Source organism: Synechococcus sp. GEYO (genome assembly GCF_900473955.1).
Lineage (GTDB): Bacteria > Cyanobacteriota > Cyanobacteriia > PCC-6307 > Cyanobiaceae > Synechococcus_C.
Window position 1 is genome coordinate 45,513 of sequence record NZ_UCNL01000013.1, and the last position, 12,775, is coordinate 58,287.

At 58.1% G+C, this 12,775-nt stretch carries 12 protein-coding genes and 1 tRNA gene; 5 read left to right on the forward strand and 8 right to left on the reverse strand.

Annotation, left to right across the window (positions count from 1 at the left end; translation table 11 throughout):
- Positions 1 to 30: 30 nt before the first annotated feature.
- Both DXY37_RS12135 and DXY37_RS12140 read left to right on the forward strand, forming a co-directional pair.
- Positions 31 to 150: a photosystem II reaction center protein I gene (locus DXY37_RS12135; protein ID WP_006172424.1), complete on the forward strand. Its 120-nt coding sequence runs from the start codon at positions 31 to 33 to the stop codon at positions 148 to 150.
- Positions 151 to 262: 112 nt separating this feature from the next.
- Entirely contained in the window at positions 263 to 3,493 is a 3,231-nt protein-coding gene (locus DXY37_RS12140) for a DUF3769 domain-containing protein (protein WP_244277132.1), read from the forward strand.
- 12 nt (positions 3,494 to 3,505) lie between these two features.
- Here DXY37_RS12140 and DXY37_RS12145 read toward each other — a convergent pair whose 3' ends face one another.
- The 7 genes from DXY37_RS12145 to DXY37_RS12175 form a co-directional block, all read right to left on the reverse strand.
- Positions 3,506 to 3,979, reverse strand: a complete 474-nt coding sequence (locus tag DXY37_RS12145) for a pentapeptide repeat-containing protein (RefSeq protein ID WP_115126915.1) — start codon at positions 3,977 to 3,979, stop codon at positions 3,506 to 3,508.
- An 80-nt stretch (positions 3,980 to 4,059) separates the two neighbouring features.
- A complete protein-coding gene (locus DXY37_RS12150) occupies positions 4,060 to 4,674 on the reverse strand; it encodes a 3-isopropylmalate dehydratase small subunit 2 (protein WP_115126916.1) in 615 nt (204 codons plus the stop codon).
- A 62-nt stretch (positions 4,675 to 4,736) separates the two neighbouring features.
- Complete coding sequence (gene leuC, locus DXY37_RS12155; RefSeq protein ID WP_115126917.1) at positions 4,737 to 6,140, reverse strand: 3-isopropylmalate dehydratase large subunit; 1,404 nt, start codon at positions 6,138 to 6,140, stop codon at positions 4,737 to 4,739.
- A gap of 43 nt (positions 6,141 to 6,183) precedes the next feature.
- Positions 6,184 to 7,455, reverse strand: coding sequence for a competence/damage-inducible protein A (locus DXY37_RS12160; RefSeq protein ID WP_115126918.1), 1,272 nt, complete (start codon positions 7,453 to 7,455; stop codon positions 6,184 to 6,186).
- Complete coding sequence (locus DXY37_RS12165; RefSeq protein WP_115126919.1) at positions 7,448 to 8,593, reverse strand: MraY family glycosyltransferase; 1,146 nt, start codon at positions 8,591 to 8,593, stop codon at positions 7,448 to 7,450. Before DXY37_RS12165 ends, DXY37_RS12160 begins: the two co-directional genes overlap by 8 nt.
- 90 nt (positions 8,594 to 8,683) lie before the next feature.
- A complete protein-coding gene (glyA, locus tag DXY37_RS12170; protein WP_115126920.1) occupies positions 8,684 to 9,973 on the reverse strand; it encodes a serine hydroxymethyltransferase in 1,290 nt (429 codons plus the stop codon).
- 104 nt (positions 9,974 to 10,077) lie between these two features.
- Positions 10,078 to 10,151 (reverse strand) — tRNA-Arg (locus DXY37_RS12175).
- A gap of 92 nt (positions 10,152 to 10,243) precedes the next feature.
- On the opposite strand from DXY37_RS12175, the gene DXY37_RS12180 reads away from it, so the two are divergent.
- The 3 genes from DXY37_RS12180 to DXY37_RS12190 are packed head-to-tail and all read left to right on the forward strand — an operon-like array spanning position 10,244 to position 11,108.
- Complete coding sequence (locus tag DXY37_RS12180) at positions 10,244 to 10,498, forward strand: hypothetical protein (RefSeq protein ID WP_115126921.1); 255 nt, start codon at positions 10,244 to 10,246, stop codon at positions 10,496 to 10,498.
- 30 nt (positions 10,499 to 10,528) lie between these two features.
- Complete coding sequence (locus tag DXY37_RS12185; protein ID WP_067098460.1) at positions 10,529 to 10,819, forward strand: DUF3181 family protein; 291 nt, start codon at positions 10,529 to 10,531, stop codon at positions 10,817 to 10,819.
- A gap of 25 nt (positions 10,820 to 10,844) precedes the next feature.
- Positions 10,845 to 11,108 carry a cytochrome-c oxidase gene (locus DXY37_RS12190; protein ID WP_115127034.1) on the forward strand — a complete coding sequence of 88 codons (264 nt, stop codon included), beginning with the start codon at positions 10,845 to 10,847 and terminating at the stop codon, positions 11,106 to 11,108.
- Here DXY37_RS12190 and murJ read toward each other — a convergent pair.
- The gene (gene murJ, locus DXY37_RS12195) at positions 11,095 to 12,702 is read right to left on the reverse strand and encodes a murein biosynthesis integral membrane protein MurJ (protein WP_115127033.1); all 1,608 of its coding nucleotides are present in this window, start codon (positions 12,700 to 12,702) and stop codon (positions 11,095 to 11,097) included. The genes DXY37_RS12190 and murJ overlap by 14 nt on opposite strands.
- Positions 12,703 to 12,775 lie beyond the last annotated feature (73 nt).

Consider the following 12,775-nt stretch of genomic DNA (forward strand, 5'->3'; position numbering starts at 1 on the left):
TGGCTCTATCCCAGACGCCGGTCGGTCTCCATGCTCGCCCTCAAGATCTCCGTTTACTCGGTCGTCTTCTTTTTTATCGGGATCTTCGTCTTTGGTTTTCTGGCGAGTGACCCCAGCCGCACCCCGAGTCGCAAGGACCTGGAAGATTGAGTGCAGAGGTGATCTGAGCGAACGACGTTCAGGGGTCACGACGAACACTGGTCATTTCAGGACTCAGGCTGATCTTGCTCATGTGAGGATCGGCGGCCACTCCTAAGCGGATTTGCCAGCTTCCCGATCTCCCATCACGATCACGGGTCTGCTGGCTATGGCTGCAGTTCTCGGAGGCCCAGCACGGTCAGAAGGTTTCGAAGACCTGATCGAGTTCGGAGTCATTCCTCCCACGCGCCTGGAATCGCCTTCGGACAACAATGGCGATCGTGAGGTCTTAACAATCGAGGATGAACCCGGGGAGGTTGCGGAACAAGAGGCAGTCGTTCAGCCTCCACCTGAATTACGCCTGCGGGCCGAGCGCCAGACCTACGACGCCAGGCGTCAACTGTTGATCGTCGAAGGCAACGTGAGTGCTGTGATCAATGGCGGGGTGTTGCAAGCGGATCGCCTGGAGTTCGACACGACGTTCAACAGCCTGTTTGCTCGCGGCAGTGTTCGTTACCGCAAGGGCGAACAGTATTTCCAGGCCAGCAGCCTGCGATTCAGCTTGATCCAGGGCAGCGGATCGATGGAGGACGTCTACGGCGTTCTCGATCTCGATTCTGCTGCCGTTGATTTCAACCCACTATCAAACAACCCATCAGCCCCGACTCCCAACGCATCGCCATCAGGCCAAGTCGATACACAGAATCCAAACCCAAACAGGTTGCTGCCAGTTGTCGAGAGCACTGGGCTCGGATTCCCGACTGCCATTGACATCGAGCTTGACGCGTTCACAGCGAATCGGATCAGCCCGCAAGGTGATGGTGCCGGCTTCTGGGATCAGGAGCAGCCACTGCCAAGCGATGCATGGCTGGTTCAAGACACCAACCCAGCAGAGAGCAAGGCTGGAGAAGGCATGGCTTGCCCGCCGGCAATCCCAGAAATTCCCGACTGGCATCCGCACTCATGGGCCGTGACCGCCTGGGGCGGACAGATGATTGATTCCAACTTCGGAGACACCTTCCTATTTAACGGACGCATGCGCCCTGAGTATCTGCTTGGCGTCAGCATGCAAAAGCGCATCTGGCGAGCAGGGCCGCTGCAACTGGAACTCGAAGCCGATCTGTTCGCCCACAAGGCCTACAAACAGCAGGGTGGCCCGTTCAATCAGACCGTTCCCAACGCGAACACCCCAGCCCAGACGTTCGGCGAAGGCATCCTCGGCTTAGGTGCCCGCCTATGGGTTCAACCATGGCTCAGCCTTGGCTTCGTCGAAGGCATCAGCTACAACTCGGCAGTCAGTAATTACGAGCGCACCTACCGCGAGAATTACGCGAACCTGCTCAATTACCTCGCTTTTGAACTGGAAGCGGCGGTGTCTCCTGAGTTGTCCATGGTGGGGCGCATTCACCACCGCTCTGGTGCCTTCGGGACGTACAGCGGCGTGAAGGAAGGGAGCAACGCCTACCTGATTGGACTTCGCTACCGCTGGGGACAGGATCAACCTGAGCCAGTCAGTCCTGAAGCGCCACCTCCGTTGGGTTGCCAGGATTCCGACCGCGCAGCTCGAACTGGATCACAAAGCCTGAGCGAACAACTCGAAGACATCACACTGGGTAATCCTGTACGTGATTCAGATGCAAACTCTGCTGCTGCAGATGTCACAGAGGCTTCGGCGCAGTCCGATGAATCGAGCCTTTCTCCAGCCGAACAGGAGCAACGTCGCAGCGCAGCCATCGCAGCCATCGATCAACGGATCAGCAGTATTCAGCTGCAGCAGCGGTTAGTGATTGAACAAAGCAGAGGTGTCGCTGACAACGTCCGCAATAGCGAAGTGCTTTCCGCTAACCGATACGGCGGAGTGAAACCTTCTCAGCTCAACACTCGCGGGAAGACAAAATTCATCACCGGCGAAATCAGCCGTTGGCGAATCCAGGCAGCCCAGGTGAGCTTCACCCCTGAGGGCTGGACTGCCGACCGAATGAGCTTCACCAATGACCCCTTCACGCCTGCTCAGACCCGCATCGATGCAGAGGATGTTGTAGCCACAGAACAAGACAACGGAGACATCCTGATCAAGAGCCAGCGCAACCGCCTGATCGTCGAGGAACGTCTATCAATCCCAGTTTCCAGAACACAAAGAATTCAAAAACAAGAGGAAGTTGTTAACCGCTGGGTGCTTGGCATCGATAACGAAGACCGCAGCGGTTTCTTCGTGGGACGCGAGCTCAAGTCCATCAAACTCTCGGACAACATCACACTCGATCTGCAACCTCAGTTCCTGCTCCAGCGGGCGATTGACGGCAGCAACAACAGCTACGTTGCACCAAGCGAATCCATAGACAGCTTACAGGTCACACAAAGCAATGCCATCGGTGATCTGTTCGGCCTAGAAGCCGAACTCAGAGGCAGTGTGATGGGCTTGAACGTGGAGGCGGATGCCGATATCAGCACATTCAACCCAAACAATTTCATCAACGGCAGCCGTTTCTCTGGCGATGTAAATCACTTCATCACGCTGCCAGTGCTTGGCGAGGTGGAGACCCGTCTCTTCGGCGCCTATCGGTTCCGCGCCTGGAACGGCTCACTTGGTGAAACCGATGTTTACAGCGCCTACGGCGCATTCGTGGAGAAGAAGGGCGTCTGGGGATGGGGCAAGCTTTCAAACGATTACATCTGGCGCTTTGGCCTTGGTAACTACCAAGCGGAGAGCTTCACCAACACCAACCTCATCGACACTACTCGCGCCAATTTCTACGGGTCGATGAACAGTAGTTATCCACTTTGGCGCGGAGATCCGGCAGAATTAACACCGGAAGCGGCCTACCGGTACTCGCCAGTCGCCATCGTGCCGGGCCTGACTTTTCGCACGAATATGAACACAACCATTGCCGCTTTTGGTGACGGCAAAAGCCAGAGCACTGTCAGCATTACTGGAGGACCAACGCTCACTCTGGGCACGTTCAGCAAGCCTTTTCTTGACTACACCCAGATATCCGTCGCCGGTGGCGGCACCCTGAAACAGGGAGCCAGCCCGTTTGAATTCGATCAGTCGGTTGATCTCGCAACTCTGGGCGTCGGACTCACCCAACAGATTGCCGGACCTCTGCTTCTCAATGCAGGGGTTGGACTGAATGTGGATCCAGCCTCCAAGTTTTACGGCAATGTGATCAACTCGAATATCGAGCTGCGCTGGCAGCGTCGCAGTTATGACCTTGGTTTCTACTTCAACCCTTATGAAGGCATAGGAGGTTTCCGCTTCCGCCTCAATGACTTCAACTTCACAGGAACAGGGCGACCGTTCATCCCCTACACACCACGCAATCTGCCCAACGAGCTGGAAAGGCGACCGTTCTAAACAGAACCCGCTTTAGTTCGGACCACCCCCATAAATCAGATGGCTACCGGTGAGGTCTGCACCTGCAAACCGCATGCCATCGGTGCGCACATCTGGCGCATACGCATTAATCACCACAGCTCCGCGCAGATCAGCACGACGCAGGTCGGTTCTGGAGAGATCAGCATTACTAAGTTGCGCGCCTTGCAGGTCAGCGCCATCGAGACGGGCACCACTTAGGTCTGCCCCTTCAAGGTTGGCTTCACGCAAATCGGCGTTTCGGAGGTCGGCATCACGAAGGTCAGCGCCGATCAAATGGGCTCCCTGCAAACGAGCCGATCGCAAGTCACAGCCTGAACAGGCACCGCTGGTCAGCAATCGCTCCCTGGCAGATCCATGAGGCTGCACGAGCAATGGCTGAACAGGTTCAGCCTTCGTCACAGCAACAGGAATCAGTGTGCTGACCAGAAGGGCAGCGGTGAGCTGAACAGATCGGAACTGGTTCATGGCTGCAGTGCCTCTTTCTCAGTCTTAGACAATCTGGTCCCTGTCTGCCGTGGACCCTTGATCACCAGGTCTCAGCGATCTCAAAAACCATGCAGATAGGGGAGTGCCGCCATCGTGCGGGTGAGCTCCGCATCTCTTGACACCAGCTGCCCCGTGGCATCCCACTGGCCTGTGCGAAGCATGTCCAGAGAACCTGAAGCCAAAGAAATGGTCTGCGACGTTGATCCATCACTGAACGTGAGGGCCTGAAGGTCGAGCGTCCATTCAGCAGTGGGGTCCGCTGCTACCGCATCCTGAAGAGCGCAGATTTGATCAGGAGTGGCCGTGGCACAGGGAATGCCCAAAGCGAGGCAATTGCCTTGAAAAATTTCGGCATAACTCACACCCAGAACAGCACGTATCCCCCAGCGCATCAGTGCCTGCGGTGCATGTTCACGACTTGAACCACAGCCAAAATTGTCGTTAACAACCAGAATCGAAGCCCCTTGATGCACCGCCTGGTCAAACGGGTGTTCACCGGCCAGTTCCTTGCGGTCATCGGCAAAAGCCTGTTCCCCAAGAGCTTCAAAGCTCACACACTTAAGAAAGCGGGCTGGAATGATCCGGTCGGTATCGATGTCATCACCCCTAAGCACAAGGCCTCGGCCCGACACATGGCCGATTGGGCCTTGAGGGAAGGCGATGGTCTCAGTCATCACAGATCAATCAGCGTGGGGAGAAAGGTCAGCGGTGGAATGGAACTGAATGCGATTCACGCTCAGCTCAGCTGGCGCACATCGCTCACTCGACCCGCGATGGCAGCAGCGGCCACCATCGCGGGACTCATCAACAGAGTCCGGCCACTGGCGGAGCCCTGCCGACCCTTGAAGTTGCGATTGCTTGAACTCGCACTGATCTGGCTGCCCTCAAGACGGTCAGGGTTCATGGCCAGACACATAGAACATCCCGGCTCACGCCACTCAAAACCTGCCTCGCGAAACACCTGATCGAGGCCTTCCTTGATCGCGGCACGAGCCACCTGTTCTGAGCCAGGCACAACAAAGGCCTTGATTCCTTCAGCGACGTGCCGACCGCGAGCCACAGCAGCTGCGGCCTGAAGATCACTGAGACGACCGTTGGTGCAACTGCCAATGAAACAGACATCAACAGGCACTCCTTCAATCGGCTGTCCGGGAGCCAAGTCCATGTAGCGATAGGCCTCTTCAGCAATCGGGCGGTCGGCCGGATCAAGCTGCTCAGAGACAGGAACGCGTTCATCAACACCAATGCCCTGTCCTGGTGTGATCCCCCAGGTCACCGTGGGCGCGATGGCAGCCGCATCGAAGCGAATTTCATCATCGAAGGTCGCATCATCGTTCGACGCGAGTGAACTCCACCAGGCAACAGCACGGTCCCAAACGTCTGCTGCTGGAGCCTCAGCGCGACCCTTCAGGTAATCAAAAGTGATCTGATCAGGATTGACATACCCGCAGCGTGCACCTCCCTCAATCGCCATGTTGCAGAGGGTCATCCGCTCCTCCATGGAGAGAGCCTCAATCGCAGGCCCTGCGAATTCATAGGCGTAACCGACGCCGGCCTTCACCCCCAGAGTGCGAATCACATGGAGGATCAGATCCTTGGCGAAGACGCCATCAGTGAGTCGGTTCTCTACCCAGATCCGACGGACCTTCAACTTGCTCATGGCCAAGCTCTGACTGGCGAGCACATCACGCACTTGGCTCGTTCCAATACCGAAGGCAATCGCCCCGAATGCTCCATGCGTGGAGGTATGGGAATCACCGCAAGCAACGGTCATTCCTGGCTGGGTGAGGCCCAGTTCAGGTGCAATCACATGCACAATTCCCTGCCGACCACTTCCCAGTCCGTTGAGTGTGATGCCGTGACGCGCGCAATTGCGCTCGAGGGTGCTGAGCATCTCCTCGGCCAGAGGATCAGAAAACGGTCGCTCCTGACTGATGGTGGGAACGATGTGATCGACAGTGGCAACTGTGCGTTCTGGGCAGCGAACGGGAAGACCCTTGTCATCTAAGGCCGCGAAGGCCTGAGGACTCGTGACCTCATGAATCAGATGGAGGCCAATGAACAACTGCGTGGCACCTCCGGGAAGATCCGCGACGCAATGCAGATCCCAGACCTTGTCGTAGAGGGTTCCGCTGCTCATCTGATGTCAGCCGTCAACAGCCAACACTAATCGCCGACATCCATTACACAGCCTCCATCAGACGCAACCGCAATCGATTGAGAGCCTCTCCAACGCTTACGGTCTGGACCCAGTCTCGTCCGCGCGTTTCACCGAGACGGATGGGCTGACTGAAACAACCATCGGGACCGGCAACGGCGATGTAGACCAAGCCAACCGGCTTCTCCGCCGAACCACCTCCAGGGCCGGCAATGCCCGTCACCGCCATCGACCAGTCGCTTTCCGTGACGCGTCGTACACCCTCAGCCATGGCTTGAGCCACAGGATCACTGACCGCCCCGAACTGCTCAAGCAGCTCAGCTGATACGCCAAGAAGACGTTGTTTCAGGGCATTCGAGTAAGCGATCACACCACCCAGAAGAACGTCAGAGGATCCTGGGATCGCCGTGAGTTCGGCCCCCAAACCACCGCCGGTACAGGATTCCGCAACCGAGAGGGTTTGTTGCTGTTTGCGCAGATGTTCAAGAACAACCGACGCCAGCGACTGATCATCACAACCAAAACAGAGCGAGCCGGTGCGCTGACGCAGTTCAGCTTCGGTGGCATCCAGCAGCCGAAGCGACTCTGCTTCCGAAGTGGCGTGAGCGGTGACCCTCAGTTTGACCTCACCACGACCCGCATAGGGCGCCACCGTGGGGTTGCTCTGATCCAGCAGATCGTGAAGCTGTTCAGCCAGGGTGGATTCACCAATGCCCCAGAAACGCAGTAATCGACTGTTGAACAAACCTTTTGACAGCCCCGAGCGTTGAAACCAGGGCACTGCCGTGGCCTGCCACATGCTCCTCATCTCACTGGGGACCCCAGGGAAGGTGAGCACTGTGAATCCCTCAATCGGGGACCAGATCATTCCTGGAGCCGTTCCAGTGATATTGGGCAGCACATCCGCACCGCACGGCAGCAGAGCCTGCCGGCGCGTCTCGGCTCCAGGAGTACGCCCGCGACTGCGCGCTTTGGTTGTGATGTCGTCCCAGACCTCGGGACGCTCGTCCAACGGTGTGGAAAACGCTGCTGCAATTGCTTCCGTCGTCAAATCGTCGGGCGTTGGGCCCAATCCTCCAGTGGTGATCAACACCCGCGAACGACGCGAGATGGCCTGCACTTCAGCGATCAAGCGATCACGGTTGTCACCCACCACCGTCTGACGGAAGTGCGGCAATCCAAGAGCTGCCAGTTGCTCAGCCAGCCAGCGTGCATTGCCGTTGACGATGTTGCCGAGCAGGAGCTCAGTACCAATGCAGAGAATCTCCACCCCGGAAGGCGGGGAGGCATCAGCCACGGGAATCCGAGCAGCACGACTGGGCGCATTCTTCCTGAGGCTCTTGATCTGTCGCCTCGAGGAAAAGGTCGCTCTGGCGATGTCGCTGCATCACCATCACGGTTCCCACGAGAATTGCCGTGGCCAATCCCAGCCAGAGAAACCGCATTTCCACATTGGCCACCACCATGGCGATGGAGGCCAACCACTGCGTGAACACATAGATCAGCAGAACGGTGCGGCGGTGACTGAAACCCGCGCGCAGTAACCGGTGATGGAGATGGCGACGATCGGGATAAAAGGGTGAACGACCTGAGCGCAGGCGGCCCATGATCACCGCAGACATATCCGCCAAAGGCAGGGAGAGAATCAGCAGAGGCAGGAGCAAGCTGACCGTGGTCACTCCTTTGGCGGGACCGACGATGCTGATTGCCGCGAGGCTGAATCCCAGGAAATAGGAACCACCGTCGCCCATGAAAATCCGGGCCGGATTGAAATTGTGTCGCAGGAATCCGAAACAGCACCCAGCCAGTGCTGCAGCCAGGAAAGCCGCGGCCACCTGATGCAGAGAAAAGCTGACGGACACCAGGCCGATCGCAGCAATGCCGGCGACACCGGCCGCGAGTCCATCGAGGCCATCCAACCAGTTGATCGCATTGGTGATGCCAACCAGCCAGATCACCGTGGCTAAAAGACTGATCACATCCGGAAGGATGACGGCTTCGGCACTGCTGGAGAGCCAGGGAAGGTCAATCGCACCGATCTGAACACCCTGCGACCAGACCACCACAGCCACAGCCACTTGGCCGGCCAATCTCGGCCAGGGAGAAAGAGAAAAGAGGTCATCCGCCAGGCCGATCACGAAAAAGCACAGTGATCCAGCCAAGGTTGTCCAGATGAGCTGGTCGCGAGCCGGGGGCAACATCCCGAACCCCCCGAACAACCAGGTGAAACCAAGCGCCAAACAGAACCCCAGCACCATGGCAATGCCGCCGAGACGCACCATCGGAACACTGTGCTGTTTCCGAGCGTCGGGAGTATCAGTGAAACCGTGCCTGAGTCCGAGCCGCCTCACCAATGGCGCAATTGCTGTTGTGATCAACGTCGACGTGACGAAGATCCCGACAGCAAAGGCGAGGGGAGTACTCGCGAGAGTCAAACAAAACTCCGGAGGTGGCGACCAGGATGAGGCCGAAACATCAGGATCCTAGGCAGACCTCTATGAAGGATCCAGTGCTCCTTAGTCCAGTCAGGCAAGCGCCGGCTCCGCGGCGGCGGCGTAAAGGGGAAAACGGCTGCAAAGGCTGGCAACCGTCTGGAGACAACGAGCCTGAATGGCATCGTCCTCAGGATTGAGCAGTCGATCAGCGATCACATCCGCCACTTCACGGAAGGCCGCGACATCAAAGCCCCGTGTGGTGAGAGCTGCAGTACCCAGGCGCAGGCCGCTGGTCACGAAGGGGGATTCAGGGTCAAAGGGAACTGTGTTCTTGTTGGCGGTGATGTGGACATCACTCACGAGCAGATCCGCGACCTTTCCGGTCATGCCGATTCCCCTTAGATCAAGAAGAACCACATGGTTCTCGGTGCCACCGCTCACCACATCAATGCCGCGCTCGATCAAGCGCTCCGCCAGAGCGGCAGCATTGGCGACCACCTGCTGGCTATACAACTTAAACGAGGGCAACAGAGCCTCTCCAAAGGCGACTGCCTTCGCAGCGATCACATGCTCTAAAGGGCCGCCCTGAGTGCCGGGGAACACGGCTTTATCGAATTTCTTAGCGAACTCAGCATCACGGCAAAGAATTAAGCCGCCACGGGGGCCGCGCAATGTTTTGTGCGTGGTCGTCGTCACAACATCGCAATGGGGAACAGGGCTGGGATGAACACCCGCTGCTACAAGCCCGGCGATATGGGCCATATCTGCCAGCAGATATGCGCCCACCTCGTCGGCGATCGCACGAAAGGCAGCGAAATCGATGATGCGGGGATAAGCGGAATACCCACACACAATCAGTTTTGGCTTCTTCTCAAGAGCCAACGCGCGGATCGCCTCCATATCAAGGCGCTGGGTTTGCTTGTCCACGCCGTACTGAACGACGTTGAACCACTTACCGCTGACGTTGACCGGAGAACCATGGGTGAGATGGCCCCCATGAGAGAGGTCGAGACCCATGATCGTGTCGCCGGGCTGGAGCAGTGCCAGAAACACAGCAAAGTTCGCCTGTGCACCACTGTGAGGCTGAACGTTGGCCCAGGCTGCACCGAACAACTGCTTGGCACGCTCGATCGCAAGCTCTTCGACCGCATCAACATGCTCACAACCGCCGTAGTAGCGCTTGCTCGGCAACCCTTCGGCGTACTTGTTGGTGAGCACGGAGCCCTGAGCTTCCATCACCGCCCTCGACGCGAAGTTCTCGGAGGCAATCAGCTCGAGATGAGTCTCCTGACGCTTCTGCTCCTGATCAATCAGACCGGCAATGGCCGGGTCGGACGATGCCAGAGATGCATTGATCGGGGCCGAAGCGAAATCCGCCATGCGTCGCAATATTGCTTTGCCCAAATCGTAAGCAACGAGCCCTGCAGTGACGTGACATGACAGGACGTGAGCAAAAAAAAACTGCCCTGAGGCAGTTTCACAAACGCGCCTGGAGAGATTCGAACTCCCGACCCTCTGATCCGTAGTCAGATGCTCTAATCCGCTGAGCTACAAGCGCTTGCGTCACACCATCTGACCCCACGAAGGTGCCGTTCGTCAACTGCGGCACATCCGCGCGCCAGAATCGTTGCACTGCAACGACACTTCCCAATGCCCATCCGCTGGTACGGCACCGGTGACAACACAGATCCCTTGTACAGGCACTACAGCCGGATTGTGAATTTCACGCTGCATGCGGGGGCTTTCGTCGCACTCAGCAGCGGTCTGTGGTTTGTGCAGTCCATGCGACATCCCTGGAATCACCTGGATCTCTTCACTGAAATCTGGTTTGTCGCCCTGTTGATCCACCTAGCTGTAGTGGTCAAGCAACGTCCTCCTGCGGATGCGGACAGCCGTGAATCCTGACGGCACGATGGTTCAAGACACCTTCTCGCCATGACCCTGGATGCAGCTGACCTGAAAGACCTCTCTGCAGCCCTGAGTGAACGGCTCTATCTACAGATTGCTGGCTGGCATCTCTACCTCGGAGATGCTGGCTTAGCGGAGACTCTGGCGATTGAATGCAGTGCTCTGCTTGACCAGGGTCCAGCCGTCTGCGCTCGACGCGCACTTGAGGCCGTGCAAGTTCCCATCGGTGCTGGAAGCAGCCGACTGCCGTTGGCCCGCTTGTTGCCGTCCTCGCAACTTTCCGAGCTAGAGCAGATTCTCGAGGACCACTGCCGATAAGGTTGCTGACCTTCAGGGAGTGAGCGTGCTCATCATCGAGGTCACCAATGCCCGCGACGTGGTGCGTCAGCGCATCGGTCGCCTGGGTGAGCGCCTAATCGGCAAAGTGGTCGATCCGGAAGCACAAGTAGAAAAGGCTCTGATTCAGGAGATCGACACTGCTTTCCGGGAGTTCGGAATCGAGGCAAGGATTCTGTCCGTGCAAGGCCCTCAGTTGGTGGGACGCCAGCACATCGAGCTCCCCATCCAGGTTCGTGAAGAGCGAGAGGTACGTCTCAACGACGCCTAAAACGGCTGGCAATCCCACGGCTGATCTCGCTTACCTCAGGGACAGACAAGGCCTGAGCGCACAGCACAAACAGCAGCAATCCCAACGCACCGGAAAGACCCACCTGGAACAGTCGGCCAACGAAGTTCTCGGGCCAGGCAAAGCCAAGGCTGAGCGCCCAGGCCGCCAGTCCTGCGGCCACTGCCGCAAGGATGAGCTTGAGTGCGTCGAGCCCCCACTCACGCAGCGGCAATCCACCCAGTCGCTTCTGCAGCGCCAAGAGCAATGCAAGACAGGTGAGCAGATTGATCAGAACAGTGGCCAGAACCAACCCAGGAGCCCCGAGATTGATCGGGAACTGAGGCCCCCAAGGGGAAGGGCCACCCACAAGCGACCAGTCAAAAAGCACATTGAGGCCGATCCCCGCCATGGAGAGGCGGAAAGGGGTTGTTCCATCGCCAAGTGCATAAAAAACACGAACCAGCACATCCCGGCCGAGATAAGCCGGCATGCCGATCCCGTAAGCCATCAGCAGACCGGTCACCAGCTGCACTGCCTGCTGATCAAACGCGCCACGTTCATAGACAAGGGCGACGATGGGCGTCGACAGAGCCAGAAACAAGGCACCAAGCGGCAGCATCGAAGCGGTCGACAGCATCAGTCCCTGCCGGATCCTGGCGATCAGCGGCAGCCGATCTTCGGCAGCTGTGAGTCTGGAGAACGTGGGCAGCAATGGCACCAACAAAGCATTGGAGATCAGGCCCAATGGGGTCTGAACCAACAGATTCGAGTAGCTCAGGCCTGCTGCCGCACCAAGGATGCCTGAAGCAAAAAACATGTCGGTGAACACATTGATCTGCAGCATTCCCGAAGACAACGTGGCGGGTCCCATCACCCGCCAGACCTCGCGCACGCCGGGATGACTCCAGTCCCAGGACAGACGCAGGCTCGCCATTCCCTGACGGGCTAGGGCAGGCAGCTGCAGCAACCACTGCAGCAAAGCCCCGACCAGTGTGGAGAGTGCCAGGACCACGCCACCCCAGAGGGCATTCACAGGCAGGGCGATCTCGGCCCCGAGCTGCCACCACAGCAAGCCCACACCAAGAACGAGAGCCACGCTCGACATCAGCGGTGAGATGGCGGGGATCCAGAACTCATCGGCGGCATTCAGCGACCCGAAGCCAAGTCCGATCAGACCTGCCAGCAGTGCCATTGGAGCCATCACCTGCAACTGCGCCACGGCAATCTGATGGAGATCCGAGGGCAATCCAGGACCCACAAGCGTGATCAGTGGATCGGCAGCGAGCACCAACACCGCAGTGACCATGAGCAGCAAGGCACTCACGGTGGTGTTGAGGGTGGCCAGGATATGGGCCCCTTCCTCACGCGGCCGGCGGCTGAGCACACTGACCATGGCGCTGTGGAAAGGGCCGTTGATCCCTCCCAGAAGAATCAGCAGAAAACCGGGAAGGATGTAGGCGTAGTTGTAGGCGTCATAAGCCGCACCAACTCCGAACGCCGCAGCGATCACCAGCTGACGGATCAGCCCTCCAGCTTTGCTGAGCAAGGTGCCATAGGTGACCACCAGAGCGATGCGCTTGAGAGATCTCCCCATCGATGCCTGCTGAACCATGCCGTCAATAAAAGAGATCTTCGGACCATCGCCAGGCACCATGGCGCCAGTCAGC

What these genes read in the sequence shown, in the direction of transcription:
- DXY37_RS12145 (WP_115126915.1), bottom strand. Translation starts at nt 3,979, where the DNA reads ATGAACCAGTTCCGATCTGTTCAGCTCACCGCTGCCCTTCTGGTCAGC.
- murJ (WP_115127033.1), bottom strand. Translation starts at nt 12,702, where the DNA reads ATGGGGAGATCTCTCAAGCGCATCGCTCTGGTGGTCACCTATGGCACC.
- DXY37_RS12180 (WP_115126921.1), top strand. Translation starts at nt 10,244, where the DNA reads ATGCCCATCCGCTGGTACGGCACCGGTGACAACACAGATCCCTTGTAC.
- glyA (WP_115126920.1), bottom strand. Translation starts at nt 9,973, where the DNA reads ATGGCGGATTTCGCTTCGGCCCCGATCAATGCATCTCTGGCATCGTCC.
- DXY37_RS12185 (WP_067098460.1), top strand. Translation starts at nt 10,529, where the DNA reads ATGACCCTGGATGCAGCTGACCTGAAAGACCTCTCTGCAGCCCTGAGT.
- DXY37_RS12150 (WP_115126916.1), bottom strand. Translation starts at nt 4,674, where the DNA reads ATGACTGAGACCATCGCCTTCCCTCAAGGCCCAATCGGCCATGTGTCG.
- DXY37_RS12135 (WP_006172424.1), top strand. Translation starts at nt 31, where the DNA reads ATGCTCGCCCTCAAGATCTCCGTTTACTCGGTCGTCTTCTTTTTTATC.
- leuC (WP_115126917.1), bottom strand. Translation starts at nt 6,140, where the DNA reads ATGAGCAGCGGAACCCTCTACGACAAGGTCTGGGATCTGCATTGCGTC.